This window comes from Pseudoalteromonas sp. QJM3NY_22 (assembly GCF_056173065.1).
In genome coordinates this window covers 1,113,508-1,132,223 of sequence record NZ_CM149655.1, presented here as the reverse complement: position 1 = coordinate 1,132,223, position 18,716 = coordinate 1,113,508, and the positions used below count along the sequence as shown (strand labels likewise).

Below are 18,716 nucleotides of genomic sequence, written 5' to 3'. Positions count from 1 at the left end.
CTTTATAGCGGCTTTTTGTTCTCTGTATTTTCATGCAGTTCAAGCTTAGGTGCGCTCATACCTTTGAGTAATCGACCAAATATATCTGCGCCAGTAATAATACGCTTTTCATCACTCCACACTAATACAACGTCGTGATCAATGGCACCATCAAACGATTTATCAAGTGAATGGTTTGCTCTTATTTTTAAAATAACTTCACTCAAACGCATGGTTTCATCTGTAACAATGATTGGCCTGTGGCAATAGTGATATGGGTCAAAAGCCTCTGATTCAAACAATGCTGAACGTAAAAAGCCATCTGCATCAACCACCAATAACGGCCAACCATCTTCATTAGTAATAATCACCCAGTTATAACCTGATTTATGTAACTTACGTAAAAATTCGTTATCGGCAGTCAACGTAAGTTCAGGAAATATCGGTAAATCTAGTTTTGTTGGCAATGCAATTATAGAATCAGGGTCAATCACCTCACCTTCTTTGGTTACACTGATCTCATCTAAACTAAAAAAGTTAAGTGCGCCAATCCCTTCCACATGCTGAACATCAGCCTCTTCAGCTTCAATGTGTTTACGAATAATGCCTCTTAATTCGCTTTCAGCAAAGTACGTAATACCTTCTTTTCCAAGCCATGCATCAAGCACCAAAGCAGTTGGTTTAGCTACAACGTAAAACAGTATCTGGTAAAATTTTATAAGTGGTGACAACATACTCGCCATTTTAAGCGCATTACGCGAAAAATAAGCTTGGGGCGTAATTTCACCAATGATAGTAATTGCGATAGTTGAGAACAAAAATGAGCTTGCCCCCATTAACACCGAATCAGAAAGCAAAGTAAGTAATACGTTTATACCTACGTTACCCCACAAAATAGTTGACAATAAAAAATTTGAATCATTACGCAGCGCCATTATTTTTATAGCGGCTTCGTTACCTTTCGTACTTTCCATTTCAAGTTGTAATCGGCTTAGCGAAAAAAACGCCAAATTCAAACCAGAAAACATTGCGGACTGTGAAATACACAGTCCAATTGCACACCAAATCATGACATCAAAAGTCATTGTATTTTCCTATTAAAAAAGCTTATAGCAACAACAAGCTGCCTAAACCTAAAAAGGTTACAAACCCTACAATATCAGTAACGGTTGTTAAAATTACCGACCCCGACAATGCTGGATCTATTTTCATTTTGTCTAAAATAGACGGAATAACAACACCCGCTAACGACGCTGCAACTAAGTTTAATAATATTGCGACTGTAATCGTAATACTTAGCATAATGTCGCTAAACCATAAATAAGTAAGTGCACCAATAACAAACGCCCACACCAACCCATTTACAGCCCCCACGCGCAGCTCTTTTTTAAGTAACGCTTTACGGTTGGAGTCGGTAACCTGGCCCAGTGCCAAGCCGCGAACAATAACGGTCAATGTTTGACTTCCTGCAATCCCTCCCATAGAAGCCACTACTGGCATTAACACCGCTAACGCAACCACTTGCTCTATCGTTGCCCCAAATAATCCTATAAACCACGATGCTAAAAACGCCGTTGCTAGATTAATGCCTAACCAAATACCTCGGTTTTTAGCACTTTTTCGCACACTTGCGAACAAATCTTCGTCTTCTCTTAAACCACCCGCTTTAGCTGCCGCTTCATCGGTAATTTCTTGGCGCAATTCGTACGCTGAGGCAATCGTTAATCTGCCAAGTAACTTGTTATCTGCGTTTACGACTGGCATTGCCATTTTCTCTGAGTGAATAACGACTTCTGCCGCTTCATATAAATCATCATCTGCATGTAATGATGAGAAATCATGATTAGCCAAAGCTATTAAACTGTCAGTGTCACTCGCTTTTATTAAATCGTTAACAGCAACCTCACCTATTAAGCTGCCTTTTCTACTTACTAAATAGATAACTTCACTGTATTGTGGCAAACCTTTATGCAACAGCTTTTTAGCCCCACCAGCGGTTAATTTCTCTGATACTTTTAAGAAATCAAACCCCAACCAATGACCTAGTTGTTCAGGTGGGTATTGCTGTGCTAATTCGTATTGTTTAATCTGCGCTTCGTCGAGTTGTTTTTTAGCGTACTCAACAAAGCGTTCTGGAATAACTTCTTCTAGTTCAAGCAGCTCTTCTACATTAACTTCATCTAATAATTTAAATGCATCGTTATCATCTAACGTTTGCAGTAACCATAGACAGCTATCCTCACTTAAATTTACAAAAATTTCATGTTGCGTGTCTTCATCAAGCAATAGCCAAATTTCAAGGCGTTGCTCTTTTGGTATCGCCTCAAAGAGTAAAGATAAATGCTCAGTAGAGAGTGTTACCTGCGCATCAGCTAATAATTTATTTTTGCGTTCTGTTGTATCGCATTGAAGTAAATCATTTATTAGTTGTGGAAGTTGATCAACCGGATACTCAATCATTTTAAAACCTTAAAATTTAAAAATGCACGTTACTTACAGTTTATCCTGACAACAAAAATTTGCTGAGAAAACTTGAGTTTATTAAGCATGTACAGGCTATTTTTGCGCATTGTATGGGCAAAATAAAAACGGTACTAATGTTTATTTTAAAAAATTAAAAAAACAGTAAAAGGGATTATTTTTGAGGAGAGAGTCAACACAATAAGCAATCCAAATAGATTGCTTTTGCTACAAAAAAAGGCCCATATTAAAAACTAATATAGGCAAACAAGAATGAAATAGGTGCGTACATTTAAAGGCGGTCGGTAATGCTGCGTACAAGTTCAGAATCTAAGAATTGAGTTACCAAGGCAGCTCCCCAGGCATACGTCCGTTGAATTGGGTAACCTTTAAAAATCCAGCGTTTACGTACATGATTAAAATGCTCCAGATAATCTTGCTTAGCTTGGGGCATAGGGTGTTCAGCAAGTTTACTCCACGCCTTGTAGACACCCGACATATCTGAGCCTCGCATAAAGCGCTGTAGCCATCGAGGAAAACGAGCGAAACTAATAGTTGACTGAAAGTCGATAAAATAAGGTTTACCGTCAGCACCACATAAAATATTACCCATATTACGTAAATCTAAATGCACTATCCCTTTGCGATGCATTTTTGCGACTTGACGCTCAAGCTCGCTAAAAAAATCAACTGGAAGCTTTTTACCTTGATGAATTAAAGAACGAAGTGACGTGCCCTCTATATAGTTATAAGCCACTGCAATCGGCGATAAACGGCAAAAACGATTTGCTACCGCGTCCAACTCAGATAATCGACTCAAACCTTTATATTCTTGGTTAACCGAAATACGTGCAAACGATTTACGAATAAACCAAGGACTTTGGCTAAAGTCTTTTATTATTAAATCAAATCCATCATCTTTATATCGATAAACAATAGCATTAGCAAAACGTCCTTTATGAACAACACTTAAACAATGTTGCACAAAAGTGTGCTCTGGAAATTGTTGCTGTAATTGCGCTAACAAATCATTTTCAATCATAACAAACCTCACAAGATAACAATCTTGATTGCCTAGGCAACTATATTATCAAAGTTCGATTTTACCTACAACGGAATCACATGTTTAGGGTCTTGATTTTCTATTGAAACAGTATCGCTATTTTATTGATAATCTATTTTTTAGAGACTGTTTGAGGCAGTGATTCTAGGTTATTTATTGCTTTGAACAGCAAATCCATTAACTGTTTTTTTTCAGATTCTAAAAAACCAGTTAATGCCTGAGTATATACTTCGTTTACTACTGGCATTATTTCTGGGTAAAGTGCTTTTCCTTTTTCACTTAAACATAAAATGGTTGAGCGTTTATCAAACTCACATTGTGTTTTAGCTATTAAGCCTTTTTCTTCAAGACGGCTTAATAGTTGACTCATTGCACCTCGGTCATAAACCATATGCTCACAAAGCCCAGCAAGCGTATTAACAGACTCTTTAGCTAGCAACACAACAACTATGTACTGCGCAGAAGTTAAATCCATAGGAAGTAATTTGGTATCAATATGCGTAACCAGCGTTGAGCGTAAAAAAGATACCAAACGTCCTAGGTCTTTTTCAGGGACCAATTCATCGCGAGTACAGCGTTTAATTGATGTCATACTTTGCATTAAAATCCACTCAATTTAGTCTATTTACGATCTACTTTAAAAAATTGTAAAACTTACCAATAAGGTTAAGCCGCAGTTAGCGGCTTTAATAACGGTAAATACATAAGTACTAAATTTTAAACTGCCCAACTAATTGCCCTAAACTTTCACCTCTTCCGGCTAAGTGTTCACTAACTGATGACGTTGTTTTACTCGACACTGTAAGCTCATTAACTATTTCTTGGATAGCATATACATTGCGATTTATTTCTTCTGTTACACTACTTTGTTCCGTAGCGGCTGTCGCAATTTGCGTACTCATATCGTTAATTGATGTCACTGAATTGGTAACCGATCCTAAACTATCGGATATAGCTCGTGATGACTCAACTGAACGATTACAGCTTTGTTGGCTTGCTTGCATTGCACCTACCGCTGAGGACACTAGATTATGTAGTTCACTCAGCATTTCATTAATTTCAAGTGTGCTCACTTGCGTACGACTCGCCAAGCTTCTAACTTCATCTGCAACAACAGCAAACCCTCTACCATATTCACCAGCACGAGCGGCCTCTATTGCGGCATTAAGTGCTAATAGGTTTGTCTGTTCTGCAATACCGCCGATAACACTCAGCACACTATTAATTTTTTTAGACTGCTCGCTCAGTGAATCAACCTGTTCAGCAGCGACGTTTATTTCATCCATTAATTTTGATACTTCGCTGAGTGAAATATCAACACACTCTTGTGCTTTAGCAACTTCCTGTGTTGCAGCCTGAGTTGATACAGCAACTTGCGTAGTATTTTGTGCAACTTCATGTGATGTGGCAGACATTTCAGTAATTGCGGTCGCAACTAACTCTGTTTCATGATTATGATTGAGTAGCTTGCCCTCAATTAGTCGTGTTTGTTTATTTATATCACTGGATGCTGATTTCACATCATGTGTAACATCAACCACATTCGCAATAATACCGTGTAGCTTACTGACAAAAACATTAAATGCCTCACCTAATTGACCAATTTCATCATTCGTGTCTATCTCTAGGCGCTTAGTTAAATCGCCTTCACCTTTTGCTATGTCGTCAAGGCTCTGCACCATTCTTTGAATTGGCTTAACCATGGTATTCGCCGCAACCAATGCACATGCAATCGTTAAAACAACCCAAAATAAAGCAATTAGCAATAATGTAATTACTCTATCATTCATATGCTCTTGCATCGTTACTTCGTATTTAATTAGCTCTGCTTCTATATCATCCATATATGCGCCAGTGCCAACCATCCAATTAGTTCCTGGGATCATGGCAGAATAGCTCATTTTCTCTACTAGGCCTGTCGTATTAGGTTTTTGAAAGTGGTAGTTAAATATGCCACCACCTTTTTGAGCCTGTTCGAGTAACCCGACTATAATTTTTTTACCATTGGGGTCTGTCATCCCTATTTTATTTTGCCCTTCACTGGCATCACCTAATAACGCATGAAAAATACTAACGCCGTTTGTATCATAGATGAAAAAGTAACCCCCTTGACCAAAGGTTAAGTTTCTAAGCGCATTTTTAGCATCTTGGGCAGAGCCAGTATCTAATTGATGACGAACAATTTTGCTCGCAATTTCGATTTCTGTACTTAATAAATTCTGTTTATCTTTGATCAATTTAGTCTTAAATGAATCAAAATTTTGCTGCTGATTTTTAGACTCTAAATAATAAGAACTCAGCATTAAGCTAGTTAAAAGTAACATCAGTGGTAAAATAGCTAATAACAACAATTTGTTTTTTAAGCTTAAATTACTCATTATTTCTCCAAATCTAAGGCAGTAAATTTAAACAGCAACAACATAAAATAACAAAAGATACTTTTTATTTTATGCTCACTGATAAAGGTAAATTAGTTTATTTACATACAACTTAATATTTACGAAGCGTGTAAATATTAAAGGTAAAAGTCGAGGTAAGAGCCAAACCAACCTTGGCGATTTTGTGCATATTATAGTTGTAAGGCATACATTTCAACACCTAAAATATTGCGACCTTAGTATTAAGCAAAGTAATAGACCTAACCAATTACTCCCACCAACAAGTAAAACAACGAAAACAAAGATGAAACTTAGGGACAATCATGTAGTCTTTTTATTTTTATTAACATATAATCACCCTATCTTACTAATACGAATTACCTATCACAAAATCGGAACGCACGTCATTTCTTATCTCTGTTTAATCCCAACCAAAATGAAACATCAATGAAGTACATTCTATATTTTACGCTTTTAATTTCTGCTCATGTATTCGCCAAGCCAATAAACAACAGCACTGCTTTTTATTATTCAGCACCGATGCCTCTTGCTGAAATGACATTTTATTCTCGTGTTGTAGTGCAACCAGAATTAATCACAGAGCATGAGCTTAATTGGCTTACGCAGCGTAACATTGCTGTTTATGCTTATCTTAGTGTGGGTGAGTCATTCGAAAAAAACACGTCATCACTTGTTGTTAATCCCAATTGGAATAGCCATATTTCCGATTTAACTTCTACGTATTGGCATAAACACATAAAAAACAGCGCTAATGATTTAAAAGACCGTGGTTTCACTGGCTTATTCTTAGATACACTAGATAGCTATCAGCTATTAGATACAACAAGCAATAAAGCAGACCAACAAGCTGGGCTAATTTCAATTATTGAGGACCTCTCAAGCTCATTTGATAAACATTTAATACTCAATCGTGGGTTTGAACTACTTCCCAAGTTAAAAGGGTTCGCAACTGATTTAGTAGCGGAGGGGTTATATAGCCATTACAATCCTCTTGATAATAGCTACAAACTCACTGCCGAAAGTGATCAAACATGGCTAATTGCACAATTAAATACAGCAAAAAACTTGGGCTTTAATGTACAAGTGATTGATTATGCAAAGCCCAAAAATCGCCTTGCTATGGCTCAAAAAATAATAAAAAACGGTTATGCACCTTGGATAACTGACGGACACCTACAAACATGGGGAACGTCAAATATCACACCAATAGCTAGGCGTATTCTAATTCCTTACAATAGTGATATTAAGCCACTTATCTATACTACGGTGCACTTAAAACTTGCAACCATGATTGAGTATTTGGGGTATATCCCTGATTACATTGATGTAGCAAAAAGAGCGCTTCCTCTCATAGATCCAAGTTTACATGCTGGCGTTATTGCATGGACTACCAGTGATGCTTTTTATACCCCGGCGATAACTAATTGGCTAGAAACAAATTTAGGCGCTGTCCCTTTGTTAGTTATGGGAGAATTACCGCTTTCGACTACACTACTAATCAAACTAGGTGTAGAAGCACTCAATGTATTACCCCCTGCTCCTTATGAATTAAATTACTTTGCCCCATGGTTCAAAGGCGAAGCCGCGACACCACCACCAATAGTAAAACCATATTTACTGAAACTAGCGCCAAATGCCACTGCGCTTATTAATATAAAAGCGGCTGATGGCAGCATTGTTGTGCAAAGTGCAAAAACAAAATATGGTGCTGTGGTGGTTGCCCCTTGGCTAATTGATACTTTTCCGATGGAAGGTAGTAAGTGGGTTATCGACCCTCGTACATTGCTGACAAAGGCGATGGAGCTCCCGCCTATCTTAGTCCCCGATACAACAACTGAAAGTGGTAGGCGCATGCTTACTCTACATATTGATGGTGATGGTTTTTCAAGTATTGCAAATTTTACAGGTAGACCTTATTCGGCAGAAGTGATCCGCGATGAAATAATTAAACACTATAAACTCCCTTTAACATCATCAATTATTCAAGCAGATATTGAAGCGACTGGACTTCACTCAAAAGCGAGTCCTAAATTAGAACGTATTGCGCGCAGTATTTTCGATTTACCCTATGTTGAAATTGCATCTCATACTTATAGTCACCCTTATTTTTGGACCGCACTCTCTGGTCGGAAAAAAATAGATGAGGATAACACCGACTATGGTTTTCATCTTGATGTGCCAGGATACGACACTATAAGTTTAAAAAAAGAAATTACGGGCTCTATAAAATACATTGACGAAAAGCTGGCACCAAAAAATAAAAAAACAGTATTAATGCTGTGGTCTGGTGACGCAACACCTGGGCCAAAAGCACTTGAACTTGCCCGTAACGCGGGTGTATTAAACATTAATGGCGGCAACACCGATGCAAATGCCGATAACCCTAGCCTGTCTCATATATCGCCAATTGGGCGACCTGAGCGCGACCTGTTATATCAAATTTATGCTCCTATCTTGAATGAAAATGTATTCACTAATTTATGGCACGGGCCTTATTATGGGTTTAAACGTTTAACCGAAACATTTGAAATAACAGAAAAACCATACAGATTAAAGCCTTACACTATTTATTATCACTTTTATTCGGGGGAAATACCTGCTGGTCTCGATGCCTTAAAACACAATATAGACTATGTTTTAGCACGGCCAAATACACCTGTACATTTGAGTCATTTTGCAAAAATCGCAAAAGATTTTTATTTCTCTGCATTAGCAAAAAATAATGACGATGAATGGCTATTTAGCTCAAAACATATTCGTACTTTACGAATACCTAGCGATTTTGATATACCAAATATAGCCCAAAGTGAAGGGATATCTGGTGTAACTCAAAAAGGCGACTACGTACATATTATCAATAATATTGCCCGCCTTAGCTTTGATCACAGCCAAAATAATAGTAAGCCTTATTTAGCTTCTGCTAATGTGGTTATCGATAATTGGCAGGTAAATGGCGCAGTAAGCTTTAAAGCTTGGGTACCCGCTTCACTTGATTTAATGAATGGACGTGAATGTCAATTTACATCTCATTTGGGAGAGCACTTTAAAGGTATCACTCACGGTAAATTAACGCATTTCAAAATACCTATGGGTGACTTTTATGGCTACCTTAACTGTGCTGGGACTGCCCCATAATGAATTCTAAAAAACGCCCTCAGTTAGTATCTATAAAAACAATATTAACGATATTAGCCGTAAGTTGCTTTGCACTTTATGCGTTATTTCCGCATACCTTATTTTTTGAAGATGATACGCTTTCACAAGATTATACTTTTGAAACATCGTACCTAAATGCAGCGCTTAATACTGACCCTGACAATGAAAAACTACGCGCTAAGCTAATTGAGCTACACATAGAGCTAAGCGAATACGCACAAGCGACAATTGAGCTTGCAAAGTTACCTAAAAGTGAGCGCAAAGCGACACTTGAAATCAAACTACTTTACTCATTATGGTTAGCAAGTGGTGCAAATATAGATGATAGATTTGAAGAGTTATCTTTAAAAATAAAGGCCCATAAAAATTGGAATGAACAAGTGCTAAGCATAGCTAAAGCGCTTGGCTTAAATATAAGTGTTGCACAGTACTACCAGCTAAAAAACAAGCCATTACTCGCCGCTGATTACTGGTTAAGTGCAGGCGAACCAGTTAAAGCATTAGTCATTTATAAAGCAGGTATACACGCAAATATAGCTGAAAAAGCAATTGAAACAGCGCTTGGCGCAAATGACCCTGTGCAAGCCTATATTTGGTGGAAAAAGTATGGTGACCAAGCTAACACTGAACGTACTCTTTATTTAGCTGACTTAGCCGGCAATACAGAAGATGCTGCAGATGCGGTAGAAGCTCTACTAAAAGCTACCCCTAATAATACACACTATTTAACTAAGGCAATGTATTTACGCTTAGCCAATGGTAATGCAAAAGGTGCCGAACAATTACTCGCAAAATTACTAATAAAAAGTCCAAATAACAAAGAACTCCATTTACTAAATTGGAAAGTAAAACGTTGGCAAAATAAACCCAGCGAAGCACTTAATGAATTTAAGTGGTTAATGGCAAACCATGCAGTAACACCAGCCATGCTTAGTGATAGCATAAACGATGCAACCTCTCTTTATTTGTATCAAGATGCAAATGATATTTACGAATACAAAGCGCAAAATAGGCAGTTAAAAGGCAATGGTTTTGCTAAATGGATGCAAACCAATGAGTTCATCGGCAATGCAAAAAAAGAGCTAAATCATATTGAACGATTTGAACAAATTAGTGGTAAAAGTGTGTTATCACAATACTGGAAGGCTAAAGTACTGCACGATACTGGTAACTTAAAAGGCTTAAGATCACTATGGCCAACATACCAAGGTCCAAAAAATGAAGAAGATCTATTATGGCTTGCCCGATCATTTTGGCTTATCGATGATTTTTCAACCGCACTTACCATTTTAAAGCAAAAACAACAAAGTACAGACACTGAATTTTGGACTGCACGCGTTGATATGGCATTACGAGTTCAAAATAAAAAAGAAGAGCTTTATGCGCTCGAACAATTAATGACCATTAGTGAGCTCAGTGTAGGTGATATGTTGCACTATCAACAACTGCGCTTTGAGAACAATCCTCAAGGCCTTCTCAATTACCTATGGCAGCAACCATCGCTTACAATTAGACAATTAATCCAAGTTGCATTATTGAGTTCACACGTTGATGATGAAGAATCGATAAAACGTATCCACCAAGAACTCGAAAAGCAGCGCTATAATAAAGCACTTTATCCTGCTTGGTTAATACTCTCAAACTGGTATCAAAAAAAAAGCGATTTAAATTCAGCCTATACCACTTTAAACCGCGCAGCAAAACTAAGTGAGTACAATCCAGACGTGGTGCTTGCACAAGGTTGGTTAGCACTGCAAATGCACGATACAGTAATGATAAAACGTATTATAGATAATCATTCAGAAGATGAGACTACTCACGGCTGGACGCAACTGTTAGCTAGCTTATCGATTCATGAAAAATCATATAATAGCGCTTACTTTTACTTACGAAAGTTAGCACTGGCTGATCCAAACGACTTAACAACCCTGGTTAACTTAGCTGATGTGATGAAACAGCTTGGTTATTACGCAAATGCCACCGAACTTAATCATTATTTATTACAACATTTACCTAAAGATAAATACGCCTACCGAGGCTTAATGTACCGCTGGGCAGGTGCGATGGCTATTCCACATTTAATGCAACTTAACTCAATGGATGAACTAGCACCCGAGACAATTGGCGAGCCTCAAACAAACTGGTGGTTAGCACGACGAGCAGCACAAAAGTTAGCTCCTTGGCAAAAACTACAACTTTACATGACTAATGGCGAGTTTAATAAAATTAAACAGCTCATAACGCAAAATGCACTAACCGAAGAAGATAAGTTAAATGCACTTCTCTACCTCAGACAACCCTACGCAACAATGCAGCGTTGGTACGAAGAACTAACAACTGAGCCGAGCGAATTACAATTAAGTTTGGTTCGTAATGCCCGAGGCTCATACTTTAGAGCACTTGAAATTAATTTATCGCCTGAGGCCGGATTAAACAGTAGCCAATACGATGTAAGTGTTTACTTTCCTTATGCCAATGGCCAGTGGAAACTAAGCCTAAGTAATCAGAAAAACTTTAATAATAATGGATTACTGTTTGCTGTAGAAAATAAAATGACATGGGGTCGCTGGTATTTCGATGCAAAAATTGATTCCCACCAAGGTCGTTTAGCAAATCGTCAGGGTATTAGCTTAGATTCTCGCTATCAATGGGATTCTCGTACACAAGTTGGTTTAAAGCTTGAACACAATGTTGAAAATCGCCAGTCAGAGGCCTTACTTAGTTTTGCGCAACTTAACAAAGCTACGGCCTATGTAAACTATAATATTGATGGTCAACAAAACATGCAATTATCGGCCGCTATAATGTCTTTTTTACGACGAGATAGTGGAAGTTCACTCATCAACGGGCAAGAGTATAACGCCCGATACCAATACCGTATTTTAAAAGATAGGCCAATTTGGACTGCTTATTTTAGCGCGCAGTGGCAAGATTTTGAACAAGTGAACACGCTTATAAATACAGGTAACGATGCCCCATTAAATATAGAACTTCAGCCATTTAGACGCTTTGCGCTCGGTACCTCATTTTCCTCAACCAGCTCACTAGAACCGCCCTATTTAGGTACTAGCCCATCATGGCTATTTGATATAAGCACCGGTTACCAAACTATCAACGATGATATTGATGTGTCTGTTTCAAGTGGCGCTGGTTGGTCTATTTTAGGTGATGATTTATTTAAATTACAGCTGGGTTACCAAAGTAGTAATAAGGTTGGTAATTCAGATACACAGTTACAATTAGGATATTACGTACATTTTTAATGTTAGGAGAAAATATGTTTCGCTTAGTTATACCATGTCTAGTTTTATTACTATCAGCCTGTACAACGAGTAGAGTTGCTGATGATGTAGAAATAAACCCATCAACAACAGTTGCCTTATTACCGCTAGTAAATCATGCTCAAACACCTCTCGCTGGTGAGCGTGCTGAAGACATTTTAACAAGTATTTGGCAACAAAATAAATTACCAACGCTTCTTCGCGCACCCAGAAATAGCAATAAGGAGCTACCACCACTTGACGATCAATATCGTTTAGATAACGCCATGCAATGGCTAAGCACTCAACAAGCGGATTATCTACTCACCGGTAGCATTGAAGAGTGGCGCTACAAAGCTGGTCTTGATGGCGAACCCGTTGTTGCTCTTACTTTATCGTTAACTGCGAACGGCCAAACCACACCGATATGGACAGGAACAATTGCAAAAAGTGGTTGGGGACGCGATAGCATTGCAGCAACGGCACAAGATGTAATTGCCGACTTAATTTCTTATATAGAGGTTAGTGAGTGAAAACACATTTCTTTCGCCCAAGAGAAGTCCCTGAACTACAGACATGGGCTGAGGTAATTATATTTACCACATTGGCTTTAGGCCTGCCTGTTCTGTTTAATGCCGAGGATCCTTTTTGGACGCAAGAAGGGTTTTCTTGGCCTGTATTAGGGCCTTTACTGGTTGCTTTGCGTTATGGGTCCTCTAAAGGTTTTATCAGCATTTTAACTTTACTCGTAGGCCAATTACTGTTGTTGCAAAGCGATATATTAGCACCTCAAAGCGAATTCAATATCAACGCCATGATTGGCTATACTATTGTAATTATGATCGCGGGTGAATTTAGGGATGTTTGGGAGCGTACTAATCAACAACAGACTATTCAACTAGAGTATGTGTCTGATCGGCTTGAAAAATTCACTCGTCAATATCATTTAATTAGCTCCTCACACGATCGAATAGAACAAATGTTAGCTGGGCATACATTGAGTTTAAGGGAGTCATTGCAAGCTGTAAGAGCATCTATAGGCCAACTTAAAGAAAGACGTTTAGATAGTGCAGCGCAAGTGATTATCAATTTATTTGTAGAGTATGGAGCATTAGAAAAGGCCGGACTATATAAAGTGGAAAACAATAATATAGTGGAGCCCCCTCTTGCTGTTATTGGTAAAATGACTTCGCCAATAACATCTGACCCACTAATCCTTGCTATGTTTGAAGAAAAAGAACTGGTGTCGGTTAAAAGCTCTAAAGTTTATTTAGGTAGCAGTAAATACCATATCGCAATTCCACTTATTGATGTAAACGATACCATTTATGGCGCTATTTTAGTCGAAAAAGTACAGTTTTTTGCGCTCAAAGAAAACACGCTTACTTTACTTGCCGTAATGGCCGGACACGTTGGAGACTTACTTCGACATGAGATAACCAACCCGATAATGACTAGCGAAGAATCTCCGTACTTTGTTCGCCAAGTAAAACGAGCTAACAAAGAAGCTAAACGCTACAAAATTCCTGCACATTTATTAAAAGTTAAAACATTAAATATTACCAACGAATCCCGTCAACTTATGGAGTATTTAACGGAAGCCCGTCGAGGCTTAGATATTTACTTATATGATGATGAGAAGCAAACTCTGTTAATACTTATGCCACTTACTGATGAATTAGAAAAAGACGGTTTTATAACGCGTATAAATGGGTGGAGTAAAGAACGTACAGGTAAAAATTTAGCTGAATTAGATATCGTTATTGAACAACAAATTGCTTTACCAATTAGTAAAGATGCGATTAAGCCACTGGTAACACTTCATGATTAGAATTGTCATTTCTGTAATAGTGGGATTTATATGTGAATATTTTGCTTTAATAGAAACACTTGATACACCCAATTGGCTTATCGCTATTTTATTACATGCTATAGCAAGTATGCTTTTTACTTTTGTAAGCTATATTGTCATTCCAGCTAAATACAAAAGTACATTATTTGGTGCCCTATTACTGTTATTTTCACTACTGTTTACGCTTCCTCTATTTGGTATTTTAGGCGTTATGTTCGCACTCACGTTTGCTTTGTGTAAACCGCTTAAAAATAATGATATTGAAATACAAGAACACAAAATCCCAGGTCTCCCTTTTGAAGTTCGTAGTATTTCAGCTAATCCAACCTATTCGATGGGTGGATTGAAAGCGATCCTCAAGTATGCAAGTGAGCCAAACAAACGTCTTAGTGCAGTAATGGCTGCACGTCACATGAGTGATACGCAGGCAATTCCTATTTTAAAACTCGCCCTTAAAGACTTAGAAGATGATATTCGTCTGCTTGCTTACTCCACTCTCGATGCTAAAGAAACTAAGTTAAACGAAAAAATAGGCCTATATCAGCAAGAGATATTGTTAACGACTCAGCAACCAAAACTGAGTAACTTGCAACAACAATTAGCTGAAATATATTGGGAACTTAGTTACTTAGGATTGGCACAAGGTGCATTGCGAGAATACGTGTTAAAAAAAGCAGAAACACTTTCCTTGCAAAGCATCGAATATATGAAAAAGCCTGCAACCTTTGTATTTTTGGGCCGGCTTTGTTTAGCTCTTGGAAAATATGAACTTGCACTTAGTCATTTAGCACAAGCCACAGACCTTGGTATGGCACGTCGTCATGTTTTGCCCTATAAAGCTGAAGTTGCTTTTTGTATGAATAAATTCGATGACTGTAAACGTTATTTAAAAGAACTACCAGAGCAACCAAAGGGTAGCGAGTTACGCCATTTACAGGAGTATTGGAATGCCTAAACCAAGCGCTGATGTATTACTGCTTTTAGAAGGCACTTACCCCTATGTCCGAGGCGGCGTATCGAGCTGGGTCCATCAAATTATTGAAGGCTTACCACACTATAACTTTGAGCTGGTTTTTTTGGGCGGTGCACCTGAGCATTATGGTGAAATTCAATATACATTACCTAAAAATGTAACCAAATTACATGTTCATTATTTAGTTGAAAACAACGCCTCTGAAATAAAAGCAAAATATGGCATAAAGTATAAAAAAGAGTTGTTCGAATTTTGGCAACAACTGCAAAACTATTTCCGAGACTCTAAAGAACCGATCCCTAGCGAGTTACTAAAGTTTGCTTTTAAAAAGCTTGCCCAAAAAGACGGCATAAACGAAGCCGACTTTTTGTATAGTGAATCCTCATGGCAAGTTCTCGCAAAATATTATTTAACCTACTGTGATGAATCATCATTTATCGATTTCTTTTGGTCGTATCGTAACTTATACAAACCGCTGTTTAAAATAGCAGAGATAGCTCGCGAATTACCTAATGTTAAACTTATACATTCAATATCAACAGGCTATGCGGGATTCCTAGGTTCTGGTGCAAGCGCAATTAGCAACACTGCGTATTTACTAACCGAACATGGTATTTATACCAAAGAGCGTAAAATAGACCTTATTCAAGCCAGCTGGATCAAAGAGTCCGAGCAAGTATTAGGTAAAAATTTAAATACCGAAATGGGCTTTATTCGCAGAATGTGGATTAGTTTCTTTGAGCAGATCGGCAGAACATCTTATCAAGAAGCCGATAAAATAATTTCTTTGTATGATGGTAATAGACAACGACAAATAAAAGATGGCGCCGCACCAGAAAAAACACGCGTGGTGCCAAATGGTATTAAAACATCGCGTTTTATTGAAGCACTTGCACAGCGTCCAAAAACGATTCCACTCACGGTAGGCTTAATTGGTCGTGTAGTGCCTATAAAAGATATTAAAACTTTTATCCGTGCAATCAAAGAGGTTCAGTCTAGTATACCTAAAATTGAAGGCTGGATTATTGGCCCATACGAAGAAGACCCTCAATATTACAAAGAATGTCAATTACTTGTCAGCAGTTTAGATTTAGAAAATAACGTTACGTTTTTAGGTATGCAAAATATAGCTGAAATACTGCCTAAATTAGGTATCGTTGCACTAACCTCTATTTCTGAAGCACAACCTTTAGTACTACTAGAAGCGATGGCAGCTGGCGTTCCAGTCCTTGCAAGTGATGTTGGTTCGTGCCGAGAGATTATTGAAGGCGCAACTGACGAAGACAAAGCACTTGGCAAAGCCGGAGACGTTGTATCAATCGCCTCTCCTAGCGAAACAGCAAAGCAAATATCAAATATCTTAAATAACGACGAAAAGTGGCATGAGTATCAAGCGAGTGGTCTTAAGCGCGTAAAAGCGTTTTATGACGAAAGCCATATGTTTGCGCAATACGACACACTTTATAAGGATGCAATGTCATGGCCGGAATAGGTTTTGAGATACGAAAAATTCTCAAAAAAAACACCTTACTTTCAGTATTTGAAGCTTATAGTTACGCTGGGTTAATTGGTTCTGGCCCGTGGCTACTGTCAATTATCGCGCTTATGCTGATTGGCATTTTAAGTTTAGGTATTGTGCTACCGAAAGTGTTGATCATTCAGTTCTTAACGCTTGTAACCTATATGATGGCCGCATCGCTTATTTTAACGGGTGGTCTGCAATTGATGCTAACCCGTTTCATTGCCGATTTATTTTTTACAAAAGATAATGGATTAGTGCTACCAAACCTACTTGGCGCACAACTAATTACTACAATTGGCGCCCTATTGGTCGGTCTTGCTGTTTGGCCATTTTTACCTTTACCCATTATGACTAAAGTGATTATTTTAAGTGCCTTTATTAGCTTATGTAATCAGTGGCTTGGCGCAATATTTTTATCAGGCATGAAAGAATACAGGCTGATTTTAGTCACGATGCTGAGCGGCTATGCTTTCATGGTATTACTGGCTTACTTGCTTAGGGACTGGCAGTTAGACGGGTTGTTTTTTGCCTTTTTTGCTGGTGAAGCCTTATTATTTTTCAGTTTTCTATTTATGATTATTCGCCGCTACCCAGGTGAAAAACTTATAAGCTTTGACTTTTTAAGCAATAAAAAAGTGTATTACAGCCTATTTTTATGCGGCCTGTTTTATAACATCGCTGTATGGGCCGATAAAATCATTTTTTGGTATTCACCAAGTACATCAATCCAAATTATTGGAACTCTCAGAGCCAGCCCTATTTATGATTTACCTATATTTTTAGCCTACCTATCTATTATCCCAGGTATGGCCGTATTTTTAGTAAGGATGGAAACTGACTTTGTTGAAGAATATGACCGTTTTTACTCTGCAATTCGCGACGGCTCAACGTTACAAGAAATTTATCATTTGAAAGATAATATGATCCGCACTGCGCGCAGTGGTCTTTACGACATATTTAAAATTCAAGGAATTACTGTCGCTTGCTTATTATTATGGGGAGAGCAAATACTAACTTTTATTGGTATTGATCCAAACTATAAAACCCTCTTATTTATAGATGTTGTAGGCGTTGGTGTACAAGTTATCTTTCTATCAATTCTTAATATTTTATTCTATTTAGATAAACGTATTACGGTAATGATACTGGCGGGTCTGTTTTTATTCACTAATATTGTTTTAACTTACTTATCAATTGCATTTGGGCCACAATTTTACGGTTATGGTTTTGCTTTAGCGACCATAATTAGCTCCGTTATTGGTCTATTTTGGTTGTCGAGACAATTTGAAAACTTAGAATACGAAACTTTCATGCTGCAGTAATACGACAACAATTGCATTAAATTAGCAATCTATTATGGCGATAAAGAAATAGCTTAATAACGAGCTAAAATTATGATGCTGGTTATTATGTAAAGAACTCCCAACGAAAATAGTAAGTTATTTAATTCAATAAAGGGCTCATGCTTTTAGTAAAATTGGTATAAACACAAAGGCTGCACGGTGCAGCCTTTGTGTTTGAGTAAAAATTCAAAAGTGCTATCCATAGCTCACCTGAGCCAAAATAGATATATATCCAACACCAATTTACAACAGGCCAATTTTTGACAAAAAATCATTTACCCCTACAAAACCACTTCTTAAACCAAATTAACTTAATCTGTATAAAAGTATATTTCAAATCATAGAATATTACGCTTTAAAATAACATTAAACTGAACGACTTTATTGATATATAATCAAAAATAGAGCAAAGATAAAAATACTTTACCTGTATTAATTATTTTAATTACGCTTATATCCCTTTAATTGGGCATGCTGTTTAAAAGGAGCATTCAATGGCTTTTGATTATGGATCGATTGATCTTGGACTAAAAAACCCCTTCAAACTGGAAGGTAAAGCAACAGCATTAAGAGGACTCATTGAGTCTATAGCAGGTATTAGTTTACTTGTTATTGCTGCAGGCTCTGTGAAAGAAGATACAACCGCAGGTTGGATTTTAATGGTGTTTGGCATGCTTATTTTAGCATTCGGCATTCGCTCACGAGTTAT

Annotated in this window: 12 protein-coding genes and 1 pseudogene; 8 read left to right on the top strand and 5 right to left on the bottom strand. The window is 37.6% G+C overall.

What is annotated here, in order from left to right:
* Positions 1 to 2: 2 nt before the first annotated feature.
* The 5 genes from AC0VZ4_RS05010 to AC0VZ4_RS04990 all read right to left on the bottom strand — a co-directional run bounded on the left by AC0VZ4_RS05010 (position 3) and on the right by AC0VZ4_RS04990 (position 5,880).
* A complete protein-coding gene (locus AC0VZ4_RS05010) occupies positions 3 to 1,064 on the bottom strand; it encodes a DUF21 domain-containing protein (RefSeq protein ID WP_475441093.1) in 1,062 nt (353 codons plus the stop codon).
* Between the two features lie 22 nt (positions 1,065 to 1,086).
* Positions 1,087 to 2,439: a magnesium transporter gene (locus tag AC0VZ4_RS05005; RefSeq protein WP_008134566.1), complete on the bottom strand. Its 1,353-nt coding sequence runs from the start codon at positions 2,437 to 2,439 to the stop codon at positions 1,087 to 1,089.
* Positions 2,440 to 2,731: 292 nt separating this feature from the next.
* On the bottom strand, positions 2,732 to 3,481 hold the full coding sequence (locus AC0VZ4_RS05000; RefSeq protein WP_475441092.1) for an RIO1 family regulatory kinase/ATPase domain-containing protein: 750 nt from the start codon (positions 3,479 to 3,481) through the stop codon (positions 2,732 to 2,734).
* A 133-nt stretch (positions 3,482 to 3,614) separates the two neighbouring features.
* Positions 3,615 to 4,103 carry a MarR family winged helix-turn-helix transcriptional regulator gene (locus AC0VZ4_RS04995; protein ID WP_475441091.1) on the bottom strand — a complete coding sequence of 163 codons (489 nt, stop codon included), beginning with the start codon at positions 4,101 to 4,103 and terminating at the stop codon, positions 3,615 to 3,617.
* Positions 4,104 to 4,212: 109 nt separating this feature from the next.
* Complete coding sequence (locus AC0VZ4_RS04990; RefSeq protein ID WP_475441090.1) at positions 4,213 to 5,880, bottom strand: methyl-accepting chemotaxis protein; 1,668 nt, start codon at positions 5,878 to 5,880, stop codon at positions 4,213 to 4,215.
* A 447-nt stretch (positions 5,881 to 6,327) separates the two neighbouring features.
* Between AC0VZ4_RS04990 and AC0VZ4_RS04985 the strand changes: the two genes are divergently transcribed.
* The 8 genes and pseudogenes from AC0VZ4_RS04985 to AC0VZ4_RS04950 all read left to right on the top strand — a co-directional run.
* Positions 6,328 to 9,036 carry a bifunctional glycoside hydrolase/polysaccharide deacetylase family protein gene (locus tag AC0VZ4_RS04985; protein WP_475441089.1) on the top strand — a complete coding sequence of 903 codons (2,709 nt, stop codon included), beginning with the start codon at positions 6,328 to 6,330 and terminating at the stop codon, positions 9,034 to 9,036.
* On the top strand, positions 9,036 to 12,320 hold the full coding sequence (locus AC0VZ4_RS04980; RefSeq protein WP_475441088.1) for a tetratricopeptide repeat protein: 3,285 nt from the start codon (positions 9,036 to 9,038) through the stop codon (positions 12,318 to 12,320). The genes AC0VZ4_RS04985 and AC0VZ4_RS04980 overlap by 1 nt, the downstream gene beginning before the upstream one ends.
* Positions 12,321 to 12,334: 14 nt before the next feature.
* The gene (locus tag AC0VZ4_RS04975) at positions 12,335 to 12,850 is read left to right on the top strand and encodes a hypothetical protein (protein ID WP_008134575.1); all 516 of its coding nucleotides are present in this window, start codon (positions 12,335 to 12,337) and stop codon (positions 12,848 to 12,850) included.
* Complete coding sequence (locus AC0VZ4_RS04970) at positions 12,847 to 14,148, top strand: PelD GGDEF domain-containing protein (protein WP_475441087.1); 1,302 nt, start codon at positions 12,847 to 12,849, stop codon at positions 14,146 to 14,148. The genes AC0VZ4_RS04975 and AC0VZ4_RS04970 overlap by 4 nt, the downstream gene beginning before the upstream one ends.
* Positions 14,141 to 15,124: a protein PelE gene (locus tag AC0VZ4_RS04965; protein WP_475441086.1), complete on the top strand. Its 984-nt coding sequence runs from the start codon at positions 14,141 to 14,143 to the stop codon at positions 15,122 to 15,124. The genes AC0VZ4_RS04970 and AC0VZ4_RS04965 overlap by 8 nt, the downstream gene beginning before the upstream one ends.
* Positions 15,117 to 16,634, top strand: coding sequence for a GT4 family glycosyltransferase PelF (gene pelF, locus AC0VZ4_RS04960; RefSeq protein WP_475441085.1), 1,518 nt, complete (start codon positions 15,117 to 15,119; stop codon positions 16,632 to 16,634). The genes AC0VZ4_RS04965 and pelF overlap by 8 nt, the downstream gene beginning before the upstream one ends.
* Positions 16,622 to 17,986 carry an exopolysaccharide Pel transporter PelG gene (gene pelG / locus AC0VZ4_RS04955; RefSeq protein WP_475441084.1) on the top strand — a complete coding sequence of 455 codons (1,365 nt, stop codon included), beginning with the start codon at positions 16,622 to 16,624 and terminating at the stop codon, positions 17,984 to 17,986. The genes pelF and pelG overlap by 13 nt, the downstream gene beginning before the upstream one ends.
* Positions 17,987 to 18,501: 515 nt before the next feature.
* Positions 18,502 to 18,708, top strand: a pseudogene (locus tag AC0VZ4_RS04950) (hypothetical protein); the annotation flags it as partial.
* Positions 18,709 to 18,716 lie beyond the last annotated feature (8 nt).